The organism is Streptomyces sp. NBC_00483 (assembly GCF_036013745.1).
Lineage (GTDB): Bacteria > Actinomycetota > Actinomycetes > Streptomycetales > Streptomycetaceae > Streptomyces.
The window spans coordinates 5,741,003-5,757,657 of the sequence record NZ_CP107880.1 but is presented as its reverse complement, the minus strand read 5'-3'; the positions used below and the strand labels follow the sequence as shown (position 1 = coordinate 5,757,657).

Genomic DNA, 16,655 nt, shown 5'->3' with positions numbered 1-16,655 from the left:
TCAGTCGACCTCCTCGACCGTCACGAGGTGGCGGACGGTCTGCACCATGCCGCGGAACTCGGGACGATCCTCCTTGACGACCTGCGTGTTGATCCCCTTGAGACCAAGGGAACGCAGGGTGTCACGGTGGTTCTGCTTGCTGCCGATGTACGACTTCGTCTGCGTGATCTTGAGCTGTGCCATTACGCAGCACCGGCCCCGGCACGCGCACGCAGCAGGGCCGCGGGAGCGACGTCCTCGAGGGGCAGACCACGGCGGGCCGCGATCTCCTCGGGACGCTGCAGACCACGCAGGGCCTCCACCGTGGCGTGCACGATGTTGATCGCGTTCGACGAACCGAGCGACTTCGACAGGATGTCGTGCACGCCCGCGCACTCGAGCACGGCACGCACCGGGCCACCGGCGATAACACCGGTACCGGGGGAAGCCGGCTTGAGCAGGACGACGCCCGCAGCCTTCTCACCCGTGATCGGGTGCGGGATGGTGCCCTGGATACGGGGGACCTTGAAGAAGTGCTTCTTGGCCTCCTCAACACCCTTGGCGATGGCGGCCGGCACCTCCTTGGCCTTGCCGTAACCGACACCCACGGTGCCGTCACCGTCGCCCACTACGACGAGCGCAGTGAAGCTGAAGCGACGACCACCCTTCACAACCTTGGCGACGCGGTTGATCGCGACAACGCGCTCAACGTACGCGGTCTTCTCGGCGGCGTTGCCACCGTCGCGACCCTTCCGGTCCCGCCGCTCGCCGCCACCGGCACCGCCACCGCGGCGCTGGGGTCCAGCCATTGGAATTACCTCTCTCTGTTTCCGCTAGCTACGCAGCATCAAAAGGCGCTGCGCGAACGGGCAAGACTCAGAACTTGAGTCCGGCTTCGCGGGCGGCGTCCGCCAGGGCAGCGATGCGCCCGGCGTACTGGTTACCACCACGGTCGAACACGACAGCCTCGACACCGGCAGCCTTGGCGCGCTCGGCGACCAGGGCGCCGACCGACTTGGCCTGCGTGGACTTGTCGCCCTCGCCGCCGCGGATCGACGTGTCAAGGGTCGACGCCGACGCGAGGGTGTGACCCTTAACGTCGTCGATGACCTGCGCCACGATGTTCCGGTTCGAGCGCGTCACGACCAGGCGCGGACGCTCGGCCGTACCCGACATGTTCTTACGGATACGAATGTGGCGGCGCTTGATGGCCGCACGCTTGTAAGCGTCGCCCTTAGCGATCTTCTGACCGTATGCCATGGCTTACTTACCCGCCTTTCCGACCTTGCGGCGGATGACTTCGCCTTCGTACTTGACGCCCTTGGCCTTGTACGGGTCGGGCTTGCGCAGCTTGCGGATGTTGGCCGCAACCTCGCCGACCTTCTGCTTGTCGATGCCCTCGACCGAGAACTTGGTCGCCGATTCGACCTTGAAGGAGATGCCCTCGGGCGCCTCGATCAGGATCGGGTGGCTGTAGCCGAGCGAGAACTCCAGGTTGGAGCCCTTCGCCAGGACGCGGTAACCGACACCGCTGATTTCGAGCTTCTTCACGTAACCCGTGGTCACGCCGGTGATCATGTTCGCCACCAGCGTGCGGGACAGGCCGTGCAGGGCCTTGTTCTGACGCTCGTCGTTCGGGCGGGTGACGGCCAGAACGCCGTCCTCACCCTTGGCGATCTCGATCGGCGCAGCAACGGTGTGGCTCAGGGAACCCTTGGGGCCCTTGACCGCAACCGTCTGGCCGTCGATGGTGACGTCCACGCCGGCGGGAACCGTGATGGGGAGCTTGCCAATACGCGACATAGCTGTTTCCTCCGATTCCTTCCGCTACCAGACGTAGGCGAGGACTTCCCCACCCACGCCCTTCTTGCCTGCCTGCTGGCCGGTCAGGAGACCGTGGGACGTGGAGATGATCGCCACGCCCAGGCCACCGAGAACCTTCGGCAGGTTGGTGGACTTCGCGTAAACACGCAGACCCGGCTTGGAGATGCGCTTGATGCCGGCGATCGAACGCTCACGGTTCGGGCCGAACTTCAGCTCCAGGACGAGGGACTTGCCGACCTCGGCGTCCTCGACCTTCCAGCCGGTGATGAAACCCTCCTGCTGGAGAATCTCCGCGATGTGCGACTTGATCTTGCTGTGCGGCATGGCCACGGAGTCGTGGTATGCCGAGTTCGCGTTCCGCAGACGCGTAAGCATGTCTGCGATCGGATCAGTCATGGTCATGAATTGGCCTTCGGCCTCTCTCGCCGGGGTTTCCTGTATGCGCCATCCCTCTCCCCACACAGGGGCGGGACGGGTGCGGCGCGGGGACCTACGGCGTAGTAAGTCGGTCAGGGCGGCAGACGCCCAACTCTCCTAGCCTAAGCCATGAGAGCTGGGGCCTCTGCCGACCCTCTACTTACCGAGAGATCCGGGCAGTCCCAACTAGGGGACTACCAGGAGCTCTTGGTCACGCCCGGCAGCTCGCCACGGTGAGCCATCTCACGAAGGCACACGCGGCAGAGGCCGAACTTGCGGTACACGGAGTGCGGGCGGCCGCAGCGCTGGCAGCGGGTGTAGCCACGAACACCGAACTTCGGCTTACGAGCAGCCTTGGCAATAAGAGCCTTCTTCGCCATCTCGCTTACGCCTCCTTGAACGGGAAGCCGAGGTGACGCAGAAGGGCACGGCCCTCGTCGTCGTTGGTCGCCGTGGTGACCACGGTGATGTCCATACCCCGGACGCGGTCGATCTTGTCCTGGTCGATCTCGTGGAACATGACCTGCTCCGTGAGACCGAAGGTGTAGTTGCCACGGCCGTCGAACTGCTTGGGGGACAGACCACGGAAGTCGCGGATGCGCGGCAGCGCGAGCGACAGGGTGCGGTCCAGGAACTCCCACATGCGGTCGCCACGGAGCGTGACGTGGGCACCGATCGGCTGACCCTCGCGCAGCTTGAACTGCGCGATGGACTTGCGAGCCTTGGTGATGGCCGGCTTCTGGCCGGTGATCGTCGTCAGGTCACGGACGGCACCGTCCATGAGCTTCGAGTCACGGGCGGCGTCGCCGACACCCATGTTCACGACGACCTTCACGAGACCGGGAATCTGCATGACGTTCTCGTACGAGAACTCCTCCTGCAGCTTCGCCGTGATCTCCTCGCGGTACTTCGTCTTCAGACGCGGGCTGGTGGTGGTCGTCATCAGATGTCCTCACCCGTCCGCTTGGCAACGCGGATCTTGTTGCCGTCTTCGTCGAAGCGGAAACCGACACGCGTGACAACCTTGTTGCCGTCCTTCTCAACGACCAGCTGGACGTTGGAGACGTGGACGGGCGCCTCGGTCGTGACGATGCCGCCGGCCTGCGAACCGCTGGCGGTCGGGCCGGCCTTCGTGTGCTTCTTGACCCGGTTGACACCCTCGACCAGGACACGGTCCTCGCGGGGGAAGGCCGCAATGACCTTGCCCTGCTTGCCGCGGTCCTTACCGGTGATGACCTGGACCAGGTCGCCCTTCTTGATCTTCATGCTTACAGCACCTCCGGCGCGAGCGAGATGATCTTCATGAACTTCTTCTCGCGCAGCTCACGGCCGACCGGGCCGAAGATACGGGTGCCGCGGGGGTCGCCGTCGTTCTTCAGAATGACGGCGGCGTTCTCGTCGAAACGGATGTACGAGCCATCCGGACGGCGACGCTCCTTGACGGTGCGAACGATGACCGCCTTGACGACGTCACCCTTCTTCACGTTGCCACCGGGGATCGCGTCCTTGACGGTGGCGACGATGACGTCACCGATGCCCGCGTAGCGGCGACCCGAGCCACCGAGAACACGGATGGTGAGAATTTCCTTCGCACCCGTGTTGTCGGCGACGCGCAGTCGCGACTCCTGCTGGATCACGTCTATCTCCTGTTTGTCTGCCGGTTCCCGGTGCAGAAGCGCTAGTGACTAGCGCTTCTGCACCGAGCCTGGCGGAACGAACCCTGAGGGATACCCCTCAGAGAATTACTTGGCCTTCTCGAGGATCTCGACGATGCGCCAGCGCTTGCTCGCCGACAGCGGACGCGTCTCCATCAGGAGGACGCGGTCGCCGACGCCGGCAGCGTTCTGCTCGTCGTGCGCCTTGAGCTTGTTCGTACGGCGGATGACCTTGCCGTACAGGGCGTGCTTGACGCGGTCCTCGACAGCGACGACGACGGTCTTGTCCATCTTGTCGCTGACAACAAGGCCCTCACGGGTCTTGCGGAAGCCGCGGGCGGCGGTCTCTTCAGTCACAGTCTTCTCGCTCATCAGGCGCTCTCCACCGTCTCGATGCCCAGCTCGCGCTCGCGCATGAGGGTGTAGATCCGCGCGATGTCCTTACGGACGGCCTTGAGCCGGCCGTGGTTCTCGAGCTGACCCGTCGCCGCCTGGAAGCGGAGGTTGAACAGCTCTTCCTTGGCTTCGCGGAGCTTGTTGAGGAGCTCCTCGTTGCCCAGCTCGCGCAGCTCAGACGCCTTGGTTCCGGCCGACATCACGCTTCACCTGCCTCGCGCTTGACGATCTTGCACTTCATCGGCAGCTTGTGAGCCGCACGAGTCAGCGCCTCGCGCGCGGTCTTCTCGTTGGGGTACGACAGCTCGAACATCACGCGTCCGGGCTTGACGTTGGCGACCCACCACTCCGGGGAACCCTTACCGGAACCCATGCGGGTCTCGGCAGGCTTCTTGGTGAGGGGGCGGTCCGGGTAAATGTTGATCCAGACCTTGCCGCCACGCTTGATGTGACGCGTCATGGCGATACGAGCGGCCTCGATCTGACGGTTCGTCACGTACGCCGGGGTGAGGGCCTGAATGCCGTACTCACCGAACGCAACCTGCGTGCCACCCTTGGACATACCGCTGCGCTTCGGGTGGTGCTGCTTGCGGTGCTTGACCCTACGGGGGATCAGCATTTCGGTCAGGCCTCCGTTCCGGTGCTCTCAGCAGCCGGAGCGGCAGCGGCGGGAGCGTCGGCCTTGGGGGCCTCGGCTGCCGGCGCGGACTGCTGCTGCGGCTTACGACCGCGACCGCCACGCTCGCCACCACGGCCACCACCACGGGCCGGGCGGTCGTTACCGCCACGGGCCGGACGGTTACCGGCGCGGGCCGCGGCGTTCTCGGCGCGAACCTCGGCGATGTTCTTGACGTCGCCCTTGTAGATCCAGACCTTCACGCCGATGCGGCCGAAGGTCGTCTTGGCCTCGAAGAAGCCGTAGTCCACGTTGGCGCGGAGCGTGTGCAGGGGCACGCGGCCCTCGCGGTAGAACTCCGAACGGGACATCTCGGCACCGCCGAGACGACCGCCACACTGGATCTTGATGCCCTTGGCGCCGGCCTTCATCGTGCCCTGCATGCTCTTACGCATGGCGCGACGGAAGGAGACGCGGGAGGACAGCTGCTCGGCAACGGCCTGGGCAACCAGCTGAGCATCGGTCTCGGGGCTCTTGACCTCGAGGATGTTCAGCTGGACCTGCTTGCCCGTGAGCTTCTCGAGGTCACCGCGGATGCGGTCGGCCTCGGCGCCACGGCGGCCGATGACGATGCCGGGACGAGCGGTGTGGATGTCCACCCGCACGCGGTCACGGGTGCGCTCGATCTCAACCTTCGAGATGCCGGCGCGCTCCATGCCGGACGTCATCATCCGACGGATGGCGACGTCTTCCTTGACGTAGTCCTTGTACAGCTTGTCGGCGTACCAACGCGACTTGAAGTCGGTCGTGACACCGAGCCGGAACCCGTGCGGGTTTACCTTCTGGCCCATTACCGGGTTCCTTCCTTGCTGCTGACGACCACGGTGATGTGGCTGGTCCGCTTACGGATCCGGTAGGCACGGCCCTGAGCACGCGGACGGAACCGCTTCAGGGTCGGGCCCTCGTCCACATACGCCTCGCTGATGACCAGCGAAGAGGCGTCAGGGTGGTCGTAGTTGTGCGCGGCGTTGGCGATGGCGCTGTCGAGCACCTTGCCCACCGGCTGGCTCGCGGCCTGCGGGGCGAATCGCAGGACCGCCTGAGCCTCCGTGGCGTCCATGCCACGGATGAGGTCCACCACGCGGCGGGCCTTCATGGGCGTGACGCGGATGTACCGCGCCTGGGCCCTGGCTTCCATGGTTGTCCCTTCGGTGTTAGTCATAGTCGATTCCACCCCGCCTTAGCGGCGCTTCGACTTCCGGTCGTCCTTGACGTGACCCCGGAAGGTGCGCGTCGGCGAGAACTCGCCGAGCTTGTGGCCGACCATCGACTCGGTGACGAACACCGGGATGTGGGTCTTGCCGTTGTGCACCGCGATCGTGTGACCCAGCATGCTGGGAATGATCATCGAGCGGCGGGACCAGGTCTTGATGACGTTCTTGGAACCGGCTTCGTTCTGTACGTCCACCTTCTTCACGAGGTGGCCGTCGACGAAGGGTCCCTTCTTGAGACTGCGCGGCATCTAAACCCGCTCCTAGCGCTTCTTGTTCGACTTGCGGCGGCGGACGATGTACTTGTTGCTCGCCTTGTTGCGATCACGAGTACGACCCTCCTTCTGGCCCCACGGCGAGACCGGGTGGCGACCACCGGAGGTCTTGCCTTCACCACCACCGTGCGGGTGGTCAACCGGGTTCATGACGACACCACGCACGGTCGGGCGGACGCCCTTCCAGCGCATGCGGCCGGCCTTGCCCCAGTTGATGTTGCTCTGCTCGGCGTTGCCGACCTCGCCGACGGTGGCGCGGCAGCGCACGTCGACCAGGCGGATCTCGCCGGAGGGCATACGAAGGTGGGCCATCGAGCCCTCCTTCGCGAGCAGCTGCACGGAGGCACCCGCGGAGCGGGCGAACTTGGCGCCACCACCGGGACGGAGCTCGATCGCGTGGATCGTGGTACCGACCGGGATGTTGCGGAGCGCCAGGTTGTTACCGGGCTTGATGTCGGCAGCGGGGCCGTTCTCCACCTTGGCGCCCTGCGCGAGACCGCGCGGGGCCAGGATGTAGCGCTTCTCGCCGTCCGCGTAGTGCAGAAGCGCGATGCGCGCAGTGCGGTTCGGGTCGTACTCGATGTGAGCGACCTTCGCCGGCACGCCGTCCTTGTCGTGACGACGGAAGTCGATCACTCGGAAGGCGCGCTTGTGTCCACCACCCTGGTGGCGAACGGTGATCCGACCGGCGTTGTTACGGCCGCCCTTGCTGTGCAGCGGGCGGACCAGCGACTTCTCCGGCGTGGACCGCGTTACCTCGACGAAGTCGGCGACGGAGGAGCCACGGCGGCCCGGCGTCGTCGGCTTGTACTTGCGGATTCCCATTTCTCAGTCCTCGTCCGATATTCGGACCAGGGTCTCCGTTAGGAGGCCTGGCCGAAGATGTCGATACGGTCGCCCTCAGCGAGGGTCACGATGGCGCGCTTGGTGTCGGCACGCTTGCCGAACCCGGTGCGCGTACGCTTCCGCTTGCCCTGACGGTTGATCGTGTTGACGCCGGTGACCTTGACCGAGAAGACCGCCTCGACGGCCTGCTTGATCTGGGTCTTGTTGGCGCCCGGGGCCACGACGAACGTGTACTTGCCCTCGTCGAGAAGCGCGTACGACTTCTCGGAGACGACCGGCTTGACGAGGACGTCGCGCGGGTCCGAGAAGGACTTGCTCAGCGGAGTGGGCTCAACGGCGATCTTGCCCTCGGTGGCAATGCGCTTCGCCTTCGCGACGCGCGCTGCCTTGGCGGCCTTGGCGGCCTTCGAGGCAATGCTCGGGTGACGCGTAGCCATCAGGCTTCGCTCCCTTCGGTGTCAGCGGCCTTGGGGCCAGACACGAAGGACTCGAAAGCGGCCTGGGTGAAGACCACGTCGTCCGAGACGAGAACGTCGTACGTGTTCAGCTGGCCCGGCTCCAGGATGTGGACCTGGGGCAGGTTGCGAGCGGAGAGCAGCGAGGCCTCGTCGGCGCGGTCGATGACCAGGAGCACGTTCTTGCGCTCGCTGACCTTCCCGAGCAGCGACTTCGCGGCCTTGGTGGAAACCGCACCCTCGACCACGCCGGTGACGACGTGGATGCGAGCGTTGCGGGCCCGGTCGGTGAGGGCGTGGCGCAGGGCCGCGGCCTTCATCTTCTTCGGGGTCCGCTGCGAGTAGTCACGCGGCTGCGGGCCGTGGACGACGCCACCGCCGGCGAACTGCGGCGCACGGGTCGAACCCTGACGGGCGCGGCCGGTGCCCTTCTGGCGGTACGGCTTCTTGCCACCACCACGGACTTCGCCGCGGCGCTTGGTCTTGTGCGTGCCCTGGCGGGCAGCGGCCAGCTGGGCGACGACAACCTGGTGAAGCAGCGGAACGCTGATCTTCTCGACGTCGAAGATCTCCGCGGGGAGCTCCACCGTCCCGGTCTTGTCGCCTGCCGGCGAAAGGATGTCAACAGTGCTCATCGTTACCTCAGGCCCCCTTGGTCGCAGTACGGACCAGGACGAGGCCGCCGTTCGGACCAGGAACCGCGCCCTTGATGAGCAGCAGACCCTTCTCCGCGTCAACGGCGTGGACGGTCAGGTTCTGGGTGGTGACCCGCTCGTTGCCCATGCGGCCCGCCATGCGGGTGCCCTTGAACACACGGCCGGGGGTGGCGCAACCGCCAATGGAGCCCGGCTTGCGGTGGATGCGGTGGGCACCGTGGGAGGCCTTGCCGCCCTTGAAGTTGTGCCGCTTCATGCCACCGGCGAAGCCCTTGCCCTTGCTCTGGCCGGTCACGTCGACCTTCACGCCGCCGTCGAACACCTCAGCGGTGATCTCCTGGCCGAGGGCGTACTCGGACGCGTCCGGCGTACGAATCTCGACGAGGTGGCGACGGGGGGTGACATCGGCCTTGGCGAAGTGGCCCTTGAGGGGCTTGTTCACCTTGCGCGGGTCGATCTCGCCGAAGGCGAGCTGGACGGAGTCGTAACCGTCTACGTCGTTGGTGCGAACCTGGGTGATCACGTTCGGACCGGCCTTGACGACGGTGACCGGAACAACACGGTTGTTCTCGTCCCACACCTGCGTCATGCCGAGCTTCTCGCCCAGGATGCCCTTGATCTGCTTAGTCATCTTCAGATCACCGGCCCTCAGAGCTTGATCTCGATGTCGACGCCGGCCGGAAGGTCGAGTCGCATCAGGGAGTCAACGGTCTTCGGAGTCGGGTCGAGGATGTCGATGAGGCGCTTGTGCGTGCGCATCTCGAAGTGCTCGCGAGAATCCTTGTACTTGTGCGGCGACTTGATGACGCAGTACACGTTCTTCTCGGTAGGCAGCGGCACCGGGCCTGCGACCGACGCACCAGTGCGGGTCACCGTCTCGACGATCTTCTTCGCCGAGGAGTCGATGACCTCGTGGTCGTAGGCCTTGAGCCGGATGCGGATCTTCTGTCCCGCCATGGCTACTTAGTAGTCCTGTCTCTCATAACGCTCTGGAACTCGAGGGGCCCTGTTTCACACTTCCTCCGCCCCACGCGGTCGGGCGTGTCGCAGTCCCGCTCACAGAAATATCCGCATGGATGTCCCTGCTAAGGGGTCTGCGGCCTGAACCGCATGTACACGGGGGAAGAAACCCACCGAGCGCCTGGCCGAGGAACCTCGCTGACGCTTCCCGAAAGATTCCCGTACGTCCGGCCGATTGCTACCCCGAGGGATAGATACAGCCGACGAGTACTGTGGGACTCGCTTCCGGTCCTCCCGGCGGGAGGCGCGCAGCATCGGCACTCAACCGAGCAACCCCGACAGTCTGCCATACAGGGCACGTCCGGGGCCAATCGAGCCGAAGAGAGTACCCCTTCAGTGACGAAGGTCAAACCAGGGGTGGCCGTGTCCCGCGCGCACCGGAACCCGCTTGGCCGGTGTCGACAGAGATTCGCGTGTTTGTCTGTGGCGGATCTTCAGCGGAACCCGAGCATCCCATTCCCCCTCTGTTGAGGTGAACCACCTGAACAGAGGCGAGCGCACCACCCCCGAACGCTGCCTCGGCAGCGAACGGAGTGAGCGCCACCGTGCGGGAAAGACCTGCAACACCCCACCCCTGCATACCCGTTGGGCGCGGCCCCGCCCGCCGGAGCACCCTCCTGGGCGTCGCCGCGCTCGCTGCCGCGGGCACCCTCACCGCCTGCTCCCGCACCTCCACCGTGCCACCGCCCCGCGCCACGATCCCCTCCCCCGCCACCGGCCGCGCCGCCGCACAGGCCGAGCGCGCCCTGCTGCTCCAGGTCCTCGCCCACCCCGACGACGACCTGTACTTCATGAACCCGGACACCCGGCACGCCCTGGATGCGGGCACCCCTGTCGTCTGCGTGTACGTCACCGCGGGCGAGGCCGACGGCCGCAACAAGACACCGGCCGACCGCGACCCGGCCCCCGACAAGGCGGCGTACTCCTCCGCCCGCCACCAAGGCCTGCGCCAGACGTACGCGACCCAGCTCGGCCTGCCCGCCTTCACCCGCTGGACCACGAGCGCCGTCCAGCTGCCCGGCGGCTTCCAGGTCGAGGTCGACTCGCTCCAACACCGGGGCCACAGCGTCGAGTTGGTACATCTGAACCTCGGCATGCACACCCCGGAGGGCCATATGGGCGTCCCCGCGCTCTGGCGCGAACCGGGCCTCCTGCTGCGCACCCTCGTCCCCGTCGGGTCCCCGCTGGGCGCCGTCCAGACGTACGACCGCGCATCCCTGGTCGACGTGCTCGTCGCGCTCTTCGAGCGGTACCGCCCGACCCTCGTGCACACCCTCGACCCGGACCCCGACATCCAGCACAGCGACCGGCTCACACGAATACGCGACAGCGAGCAGCCGGGCTACTCCGACCACGCCGACCACACGGCCGTCGCCTGTTTCAGCTGGGCCGCACTGATCCGCTGGACACAGCGCGCCAAGGGCGGGCCGCCCGCGTTCGCCGCGACCGCCTTCCGCGGCTACTACAACAACCACTGGCCGAAGAATCTGCCGCCGCAGGTGCTTGAGGAGAAGGCCGCCCAGCTCGTCCCGTACGGCGCCGCCCCCGACTGGAGCTGCGGCAACCCCTCCGGCTGCGGCGACTACAACGTCGGCGGCGACCGCCCCCTCACCAACCGCAAGGGCTGGGTCCGCGCCACCCACTACCGCTATCCGGGGCCCCGGCTCGCCCTCGTCCCGAACGCCGACGGACGGCTCACCGCGTACGGCGTGCTGGGGCTGCGCGCCGTCCGCTACACCGAGAAGGACGGTGAGTTCGGCGCCCCTGCCGACCTCGGCGGTGGCCCGCTCACCCCGTCCCTCACGGCCGTCGCGCTCCCCGACGGGCGCCACCTCGTCGTCGGCCTGCGCCTCGCGTCCGTCCAGGACGGCGCCGACGTGCGCGAGATCGTGGCCCTGGAACGACAGGCGTGGATGGGCCTAGGCAACCCGGAGAGCGAGCCCGACCGCGCCCGCCGCATCGGCGTCCCGGTGGCGGCCACCGCTCCGGACGGCCGCGTCCACGTCTTCGTACGCAATGCGGGGCAGGGCATCAGCACGCGGGTGCGCGACAGGTCCGGGGGCTGGTCCCCGTGGCGCGAGCTCGGCGGTGGGCCGGTCCAGGACGGGCTCACGGCGGTCGTCGGCGACGACGGCGAGGTGCACGTCTACGCCGCGGGCCGTGACACCGTCCACCACTGGACGCCGCGGGGCCCCGCGCCGCTGTCCGGCCTGCCCGCGCCCGCCGACGCCGTCGCCGCGTCCGGCGACCGCCTCTACTACCGGCCTCCGGCGTCCGCCGAGTTGCTGTCCAGCGGCGGCCCGCACGTCGACTTCCCCGGCTACGGGCCGGTGGCGGCAGCGGGCGCGTATCTCCTCGGCCGTGACACCGACGGGAACGTCCGACTGCACCACGCAGGCCGCACCATCCGCCCGAGCACGGCGCCGGCCACCCTGGAAGGACCGGCCCTGGCCCTGACCGCCCGCGGCCCGGCCGCCGCGGGCCTCTCCCCCGACGCCCGGCCGTGGCTGTGGCGGCCGACGCAGGCGCGGGCCTGACCCACGTAGGAACACAGCAACGCAGGAGGACAGCAGAAAGGGCCCGTACGACCGAAGTCGTACGGGCCCTCTCAGGTGCTCTAGGAGCTACCAGGCATCAAGCCCAACAGGTAAGTGAGACTTACTTGTTGATCTTGGTGACCTGGCCGGCGCCCACGGTCCGGCCACCCTCACGGATGGCGAACTTCAGGCCCTCTTCCATGGCCACGGGCTGGATCAGCGAGACGGACATCTCGGTGTTGTCGCCCGGCATGACCATCTCGGTGCCCTCGGGGAGGGTCACAACGCCCGTCACGTCCGTCGTACGGAAGTAGAACTGCGGACGGTAGTTGTTGAAGAACGGCGTGTGGCGGCCACCCTCGTCCTTGGACAGGATGTAGGCCTGGGCCTCGAACTCGGTGTGCGGCGTGACCGAACCGGGCTTGATGATGACCTGGCCGCGCTCGACGTCCTCGCGCTTGATGCCACGGAGGAGGAGACCGACGTTCTCACCGGCCTGGCCCTCGTCGAGCAGCTTGCGGAACATCTCGATGCCGGTGACCGTGGTGGTGGTCTTCTCGGTCTTGATGCCGATGATGTCGACGGTCTCGTTGACCTTGAGGACACCACGCTCGATACGACCGGTGACGACCGTGCCACGACCGGTGATCGTGAAGACGTCCTCGATCGGCATCAGGAACGGCTTGTCGACGTCACGCTCGGGGGCCGGGATGGCCTCGTCGACGGCCTTCATCAGGTTGAGGACGGACTCGCCCCACTCCTTGTCACCCTCGAGCGCCTTGAGCGCCGAGACCTTGATGACCGGAAGGTCGTCGCCCGGGAACTCGTACTCGGAGAGCAGCTCACGGACCTCGAGCTCGACGAGCTCCAGGATCTCCTCGTCGTCCACCATGTCGGCCTTGTTCAGGGCGACAACGATGTACGGAACGCCGACCTGGCGGGCCAGGAGCACGTGCTCCTTGGTCTGCGGCATCGGGCCGTCGGTGGCGGCGACCACGAGGATGGCGCCGTCCATCTGCGCGGCACCCGTGATCATGTTCTTGATGTAGTCCGCGTGACCGGGGCAGTCGACGTGGGCGTAGTGACGCGCCTCGGTCTGGTACTCGACGTGCGCGATCGAGATCGTGATACCGCGCTGGCGCTCCTCAGGAGCCTTGTCGATCTGGTCGAAGGCCGAGGCCTCGTTCAGGTCCGGGTACGCGTCGTGCAGCACCTTGGTAATGGCGGCCGTGAGGGTCGTCTTACCGTGGTCAATGTGACCGATGGTGCCGATGTTGACGTGCGGCTTAGTCCGCTCGAACTTTGCCTTCGCCACTGAATCCTCCTGCGGAGTGGTTCTGTACGCCTTGCTTCATCGGCGCCAGGTGATCTTTGCTGGAAAGCCGGGTTCCCGGGGCATTTCGCGGCTGTTGCCGGGAAATGCCCCAAGAGCTCCGGAGTCAAGCCTAAAGCGTGAACTCGGGTGAGTTACTCGCCCTTGGCCTTCGCGATGATCTCCTCGGCGACGTTCCGCGGAACCTCGGCGTAGGAGTCGAACTGCATCGAGTAGCTCGCGCGACCCGACGTCTTGCTGCGGAGGTCTCCGACGTAGCCGAACATCTCCGAGAGCGGGACCAGGCCCTTGACGACCCGGGCGCCCATCCGCTCCTCCATGGCCTGGATCTGGCCACGGCGGGAGTTGACGTCGCCGATGACCTCGCCCATGTAGTCCTCGGGCGTGATGACCTCGACGGCCATCATCGGCTCGAGAAGCACGGGACCGGCCTTGCGCGCGGCCTCCTTGAACGCCTGCGAACCGGCGATCTTGAAGGCGAGCTCGGAGGAGTCGACCTCGTGGAAGGCACCGTCGAGCAGCGTGATGCGAACACCGGTCATCTCGTAACCGGCGAGGATGCCGAACTGCATGGCCTCCTGGCAGCCGGCGTCGACCGAAGGGATGTACTCCTTCGGGATACGACCACCGGTGACCTTGTTCACGAACTCGTAGCTCGCGTCGCCACCCTCGATCGGCTCGATCGAGATCTGCACCTTCGCGAACTGGCCGGTACCACCAGTCTGCTTCTTGTGCGTGAAGTCGACCTTGTCCACCGTCTTGCGGATGGTCTCGCGGTACGCGACCTGCGGCTTGCCGACGTTCGCCTCGACGCGGAACTCGCGACGCATGCGGTCGACCAGCACGTCGAGGTGGAGCTCGCCCATACCACCGATGATGGTCTGGCCGGTCTCCTCGTCCGAGTGCACCTGGAAGGAGGGGTCCTCCTCCGCGAGACGCTGGATGGCAACACCCAGCTTCTCCTGGTCACCCTTGGACTTGGGCTCGATGGCGACCTGAATGACCGGCGCCGGGAAGTCCATGGACTCCAGGATGACCGGGTTCTTGTCGTCGGACAGCGTCTCACCGGTGGTGGTCTGCTTCAGGCCCATGACGGCGACGATGTCACCGGCGCCCACCGACGCGATCTCCTCACGCTTGTTCGCGTGCATGCGGTAGATCTTGCCGATGCGCTCCTTCTTGCCCTTGACGGAGTTCAGCACCGCAGTGCCGGCCTCCAGGCGACCCGAGTAAACCCGGATGAAGGTGAGCTTGCCCAGGTGCGGGTCGCTCGCGATCTTGAACGCGAGCGCCGACAGCGGCTCGTCCTCGGACGGCTTGCGCGCGATGACCTTCTCCGGGTCCTTCACGTCGTGACCCTCGATGGAGTCGACGTCAAGGGGAGTCGGCAGGTAGCGCACGACCGCGTCGAGCAGGGGCTGAACGCCCTTGTTCTTGAACGCGGTACCGCAGAACACCGGGGTGACCGTGGTGCCGTCGGACTTGCCGGACGCGATGGTGATACGACGGATCGCGGCGTACATCTGCTCCACAGAGGGCTCCTGGCCCTCCAGGTACAGCTCCATGATCTCTTCGTCGTTCTCCGCGACGGCCTCAAGGAGCTTGCCGCGGTACTCGTCCGCAGCCTCCTTGTGCGTGTCGGGGATCTCGACGGTGTCGTAGGCCTCGCCCTTGGCGGCCTCGGCCGACCAGACGTACGCCTTCATCGTGACGAGGTCGACGACACCCTGGAAGTCGGCCTCGGCCCCGATGGGGAGCTGCATGACGAGCGGCTGGGCGCCCAGGCGGTCCGAGATCATGTCCACGCAGCGGTGGAACTCGGCGCCGGTACGGTCCAGCTTGTTGACGAAGCAGATGCGCGGCACGCCGTAACGGTCGGCCTGACGCCACACCGTCTCGGACTGCGGCTCAACGCCGGCGACACCGTCGAACACCGTCACGGCACCATCGAGCACACGCAGGGAGCGCTCCACCTCAACGGTGAAGTCGACGTGCCCGGGGGTGTCGATGATGTTGATCGTGTAGTCGTTGTCCTCGAGCGGCCAGTGGCAAGTGGTGGCAGCAGACGTGATCGTGATGCCACGCTCCTGCTCCTGCTCCATCCAGTCCATCGTGGCGGCGCCGTCGTGGACCTCACCGATCTTGTACGAGACGCCGGTGTAGAACAGGATCCGCTCAGTGGTGGTCGTCTTGCCCGCGTCGATGTGGGCCATGATGCCGATGTTTCGGACCTTGGCCAGGTCAAGTGAAGTGGTAGCCATAAGGCTTCAGTCTTCTCTCGGTCTCGATGTGGGTTGCGACTACCAGCGGTAGTGCGCGAAGGCCTTGTTGGACTCGGCCATCTTGTGCGTGTCCTCGCGCTTCTTGACGGCAGCACCGAGGCCGTTGGAGGCGTCGAGCAGCTCGTTCGTCAGACGCTCGGTCATCGTCTTCTCGCGACGGGCGCGCGAGTAGCCGACGAGCCAGCGGAGCGCGAGGGTGTTGGCGCGGCCGGGCTTGACCTCAATCGGCACCTGGTAGGTCGCGCCACCGACACGGCGGGACTTGACCTCGAGGGTCGGCTTGATGTTCTCAAGCGCGCGCTTCAGCGTGATGACCGGGTCGTTGCTGGTCTTCTCACGCAGGCCCTCCATGGCGCCGTACACAATGCGCTCGGCGGTGGAGCGCTTGCCGTTCAGCAGCACCTTGTTGATGAGGGAGGTCACCAGAGGAGAACCGTAGACCGGGTCGATGATGACCGGGCGCTTCGGGGCGGGGCCCTTACGAGGCATTCTTACTTCTCCTTCTTGGCGCCGTAGCGGCTGCGGGCCTGCTTGCGGTTCTTGACACCCTGGGTGTCAAGCGAACCGCGGATGATCTTGTAACGAACACCGGGCAGGTCCTTCACACGGCCGCCGCGCACGAGCACGATGGAGTGCTCCTGCAGGTTGTGTCCCTCACCCGGAATGTAGGCCGTGACCTCGATGCCGCTGGTCAGACGCACACGCGCGACCTTACGGAGGGCCGAGTTCGGCTTCTTCGGGGTGGTCGTGAACACACGCGTGCAGACGCCACGACGCTGGGGCGAACCCTCGAGCGCGGGCGTCTTGTTCTTCTCGACCTTGTCCTGCCGGCCCTTCCGGACCAGCTGCTGGATCGTAGGCACTACTTCTCCGGTTTCTGTGTGCCGAGTAGTAAAGCTAACCTGGAACGTTTCCCGACCCACGCGGTCGGGTGTGTCGAATACTGCAGACCCCCACCGAAGGCGGGAAGGCGGCAGATTGCGGTGGCCATGATCGGACTCGCCGTGCGGCAGATGACACGCACACGAGCCCAGGCACACCCCAGGCACAAGGTCTGAGCGTACCTATCTCATACGCTGTGGTCAAAACAAAT

At 66.2% G+C, this 16,655-nt stretch carries 25 protein-coding genes; 1 reads left to right on the top strand and 24 read right to left on the bottom strand.

Annotated features, from left to right (window positions below; all coding sequences use genetic code 11):
* The 20 genes from rpmD to rpsJ form a co-directional block, all read right to left on the bottom strand.
* Positions 1–183, bottom strand: a complete 183-nt coding sequence (gene rpmD, locus OHA73_RS25925; RefSeq protein ID WP_030567278.1) for a 50S ribosomal protein L30 — start codon at positions 181–183, stop codon at positions 1–3.
* Positions 183–788 carry a 30S ribosomal protein S5 gene (rpsE, locus tag OHA73_RS25920; protein WP_266713097.1) on the bottom strand — a complete coding sequence of 202 codons (606 nt, stop codon included), beginning with the start codon at positions 786–788 and terminating at the stop codon, positions 183–185. The genes rpmD and rpsE overlap by 1 nt, the downstream gene beginning before the upstream one ends.
* Positions 789–855: 67 nt before the next feature.
* The gene (gene rplR / locus OHA73_RS25915; protein ID WP_266713095.1) at positions 856–1,239 is read right to left on the bottom strand and encodes a 50S ribosomal protein L18; all 384 of its coding nucleotides are present in this window, start codon (positions 1,237–1,239) and stop codon (positions 856–858) included.
* Positions 1,240–1,242: 3 nt separating this feature from the next.
* Positions 1,243–1,782 carry a 50S ribosomal protein L6 gene (rplF, locus tag OHA73_RS25910; RefSeq protein ID WP_266713093.1) on the bottom strand — a complete coding sequence of 180 codons (540 nt, stop codon included), beginning with the start codon at positions 1,780–1,782 and terminating at the stop codon, positions 1,243–1,245.
* Between the two features lie 24 nt (positions 1,783–1,806).
* Positions 1,807–2,205: a 30S ribosomal protein S8 gene (gene rpsH, locus OHA73_RS25905; RefSeq protein WP_266713091.1), complete on the bottom strand. Its 399-nt coding sequence runs from the start codon at positions 2,203–2,205 to the stop codon at positions 1,807–1,809.
* Positions 2,206–2,414: 209 nt separating this feature from the next.
* Positions 2,415–2,600 (bottom strand): type Z 30S ribosomal protein S14, encoded by a 186-nt coding sequence (locus OHA73_RS25900; protein ID WP_003948630.1) that lies wholly within the window; start codon positions 2,598–2,600, stop codon positions 2,415–2,417.
* Positions 2,601–2,605: 5 nt separating this feature from the next.
* On the bottom strand, positions 2,606–3,163 hold the full coding sequence (gene rplE / locus OHA73_RS25895; protein ID WP_266713089.1) for a 50S ribosomal protein L5: 558 nt from the start codon (positions 3,161–3,163) through the stop codon (positions 2,606–2,608).
* Positions 3,163–3,486: a 50S ribosomal protein L24 gene (rplX, locus tag OHA73_RS25890; RefSeq protein ID WP_266713087.1), complete on the bottom strand. Its 324-nt coding sequence runs from the start codon at positions 3,484–3,486 to the stop codon at positions 3,163–3,165. Before rplX ends, rplE begins: the two co-directional genes overlap by 1 nt.
* A gap of 2 nt (positions 3,487–3,488) precedes the next feature.
* A complete protein-coding gene (gene rplN / locus OHA73_RS25885) occupies positions 3,489–3,857 on the bottom strand; it encodes a 50S ribosomal protein L14 (RefSeq protein WP_003974257.1) in 369 nt (122 codons plus the stop codon).
* 105 nt (positions 3,858–3,962) lie between these two features.
* Entirely contained in the window at positions 3,963–4,247 is a 285-nt protein-coding gene (rpsQ, locus tag OHA73_RS25880) for a 30S ribosomal protein S17 (protein WP_266713085.1), read from the bottom strand.
* Positions 4,247–4,471, bottom strand: a complete 225-nt coding sequence (rpmC, locus tag OHA73_RS25875) for a 50S ribosomal protein L29 (RefSeq protein ID WP_010036720.1) — start codon at positions 4,469–4,471, stop codon at positions 4,247–4,249. The genes rpsQ and rpmC overlap by 1 nt, the downstream gene beginning before the upstream one ends.
* On the bottom strand, positions 4,471–4,890 hold the full coding sequence (gene rplP, locus OHA73_RS25870; protein WP_018528356.1) for a 50S ribosomal protein L16: 420 nt from the start codon (positions 4,888–4,890) through the stop codon (positions 4,471–4,473). Before rplP ends, rpmC begins: the two co-directional genes overlap by 1 nt.
* 5 nt (positions 4,891–4,895) lie before the next feature.
* Complete coding sequence (gene rpsC / locus OHA73_RS25865; protein ID WP_266713081.1) at positions 4,896–5,738, bottom strand: 30S ribosomal protein S3; 843 nt, start codon at positions 5,736–5,738, stop codon at positions 4,896–4,898.
* Entirely contained in the window at positions 5,738–6,085 is a 348-nt protein-coding gene (gene rplV, locus OHA73_RS25860; protein ID WP_266713079.1) for a 50S ribosomal protein L22, read from the bottom strand. Before rplV ends, rpsC begins: the two co-directional genes overlap by 1 nt.
* A 42-nt stretch (positions 6,086–6,127) precedes the next feature.
* On the bottom strand, positions 6,128–6,409 hold the full coding sequence (gene rpsS / locus OHA73_RS25855) for a 30S ribosomal protein S19 (protein WP_266713077.1): 282 nt from the start codon (positions 6,407–6,409) through the stop codon (positions 6,128–6,130).
* Positions 6,410–6,421: 12 nt separating this feature from the next.
* The gene (rplB, locus tag OHA73_RS25850; protein WP_266713074.1) at positions 6,422–7,258 is read right to left on the bottom strand and encodes a 50S ribosomal protein L2; all 837 of its coding nucleotides are present in this window, start codon (positions 7,256–7,258) and stop codon (positions 6,422–6,424) included.
* A gap of 38 nt (positions 7,259–7,296) precedes the next feature.
* Complete coding sequence (gene rplW / locus OHA73_RS25845) at positions 7,297–7,716, bottom strand: 50S ribosomal protein L23 (protein WP_266713072.1); 420 nt, start codon at positions 7,714–7,716, stop codon at positions 7,297–7,299.
* On the bottom strand, positions 7,716–8,369 hold the full coding sequence (gene rplD, locus OHA73_RS25840) for a 50S ribosomal protein L4 (protein WP_266713070.1): 654 nt from the start codon (positions 8,367–8,369) through the stop codon (positions 7,716–7,718). The genes rplW and rplD overlap by 1 nt, the downstream gene beginning before the upstream one ends.
* Before the next feature lie 7 nt (positions 8,370–8,376).
* Entirely contained in the window at positions 8,377–9,021 is a 645-nt protein-coding gene (gene rplC, locus OHA73_RS25835) for a 50S ribosomal protein L3 (RefSeq protein WP_266713068.1), read from the bottom strand.
* Between the two features lie 17 nt (positions 9,022–9,038).
* Positions 9,039–9,347 (bottom strand): 30S ribosomal protein S10, encoded by a 309-nt coding sequence (gene rpsJ, locus OHA73_RS25830; protein ID WP_003948644.1) that lies wholly within the window; start codon positions 9,345–9,347, stop codon positions 9,039–9,041.
* A 608-nt stretch (positions 9,348–9,955) separates the two neighbouring features.
* On the opposite strand from rpsJ, the gene OHA73_RS25825 reads away from it, so the two are divergent.
* Positions 9,956–11,947 (top strand): PIG-L family deacetylase, encoded by a 1,992-nt coding sequence (locus OHA73_RS25825; protein WP_327656251.1) that lies wholly within the window; start codon positions 9,956–9,958, stop codon positions 11,945–11,947.
* A gap of 121 nt (positions 11,948–12,068) precedes the next feature.
* Here OHA73_RS25825 and tuf read toward each other — a convergent pair whose 3' ends face one another.
* The 4 genes from tuf to rpsL form a co-directional block, all read right to left on the bottom strand.
* Entirely contained in the window at positions 12,069–13,262 is a 1,194-nt protein-coding gene (gene tuf / locus OHA73_RS25820) for an elongation factor Tu (RefSeq protein WP_266713064.1), read from the bottom strand.
* Between the two features lie 152 nt (positions 13,263–13,414).
* Positions 13,415–15,541 carry an elongation factor G gene (gene fusA / locus OHA73_RS25815; protein ID WP_266713062.1) on the bottom strand — a complete coding sequence of 709 codons (2,127 nt, stop codon included), beginning with the start codon at positions 15,539–15,541 and terminating at the stop codon, positions 13,415–13,417.
* A gap of 39 nt (positions 15,542–15,580) precedes the next feature.
* Positions 15,581–16,051, bottom strand: coding sequence for a 30S ribosomal protein S7 (gene rpsG / locus OHA73_RS25810; protein ID WP_266713060.1), 471 nt, complete (start codon positions 16,049–16,051; stop codon positions 15,581–15,583).
* Positions 16,052–16,053: 2 nt separating this feature from the next.
* Positions 16,054–16,425 carry a 30S ribosomal protein S12 gene (gene rpsL / locus OHA73_RS25805; protein ID WP_003948652.1) on the bottom strand — a complete coding sequence of 124 codons (372 nt, stop codon included), beginning with the start codon at positions 16,423–16,425 and terminating at the stop codon, positions 16,054–16,056.
* Positions 16,426–16,655: the final 230 nt, after the last annotated feature.

Coding starts and splice junctions, on each gene's coding strand:
- rpmD (WP_030567278.1), bottom strand. CDS start 183: ATGGCACAGCTCAAGATCACGCAGACGAAGTCGTACATCGGCAGCAAG.
- rpsE (WP_266713097.1), bottom strand. CDS start 788: ATGGCTGGACCCCAGCGCCGCGGTGGCGGTGCCGGTGGCGGCGAGCGG.
- rplR (WP_266713095.1), bottom strand. CDS start 1,239: ATGGCATACGGTCAGAAGATCGCTAAGGGCGACGCTTACAAGCGTGCG.
- rplF (WP_266713093.1), bottom strand. CDS start 1,782: ATGTCGCGTATTGGCAAGCTCCCCATCACGGTTCCCGCCGGCGTGGAC.
- rpsH (WP_266713091.1), bottom strand. CDS start 2,205: ATGACCATGACTGATCCGATCGCAGACATGCTTACGCGTCTGCGGAAC.
- OHA73_RS25900 (WP_003948630.1), bottom strand. CDS start 2,600: ATGGCGAAGAAGGCTCTTATTGCCAAGGCTGCTCGTAAGCCGAAGTTC.
- rplE (WP_266713089.1), bottom strand. CDS start 3,163: ATGACGACCACCACCAGCCCGCGTCTGAAGACGAAGTACCGCGAGGAG.
- rplX (WP_266713087.1), bottom strand. CDS start 3,486: ATGAAGATCAAGAAGGGCGACCTGGTCCAGGTCATCACCGGTAAGGAC.
- rpsQ (WP_266713085.1), bottom strand. CDS start 4,247: ATGAGCGAGAAGACTGTGACTGAAGAGACCGCCGCCCGCGGCTTCCGC.
- rpmC (WP_010036720.1), bottom strand. CDS start 4,471: ATGTCGGCCGGAACCAAGGCGTCTGAGCTGCGCGAGCTGGGCAACGAG.
- rplP (WP_018528356.1), bottom strand. CDS start 4,890: ATGCTGATCCCCCGTAGGGTCAAGCACCGCAAGCAGCACCACCCGAAG.
- rpsC (WP_266713081.1), bottom strand. CDS start 5,738: ATGGGCCAGAAGGTAAACCCGCACGGGTTCCGGCTCGGTGTCACGACC.
- rplV (WP_266713079.1), bottom strand. CDS start 6,085: ATGGAAGCCAGGGCCCAGGCGCGGTACATCCGCGTCACGCCCATGAAG.
- rpsS (WP_266713077.1), bottom strand. CDS start 6,409: ATGCCGCGCAGTCTCAAGAAGGGACCCTTCGTCGACGGCCACCTCGTG.
- rplB (WP_266713074.1), bottom strand. CDS start 7,258: ATGGGAATCCGCAAGTACAAGCCGACGACGCCGGGCCGCCGTGGCTCC.
- rplW (WP_266713072.1), bottom strand. CDS start 7,716: ATGGCTACGCGTCACCCGAGCATTGCCTCGAAGGCCGCCAAGGCCGCC.
- rplD (WP_266713070.1), bottom strand. CDS start 8,369: ATGAGCACTGTTGACATCCTTTCGCCGGCAGGCGACAAGACCGGGACG.
- rplC (WP_266713068.1), bottom strand. CDS start 9,021: ATGACTAAGCAGATCAAGGGCATCCTGGGCGAGAAGCTCGGCATGACG.
- rpsJ (WP_003948644.1), bottom strand. CDS start 9,347: ATGGCGGGACAGAAGATCCGCATCCGGCTCAAGGCCTACGACCACGAG.
- fusA (WP_266713062.1), bottom strand. CDS start 15,541: ATGGCTACCACTTCACTTGACCTGGCCAAGGTCCGAAACATCGGCATC.
- rpsG (WP_266713060.1), bottom strand. CDS start 16,051: ATGCCTCGTAAGGGCCCCGCCCCGAAGCGCCCGGTCATCATCGACCCG.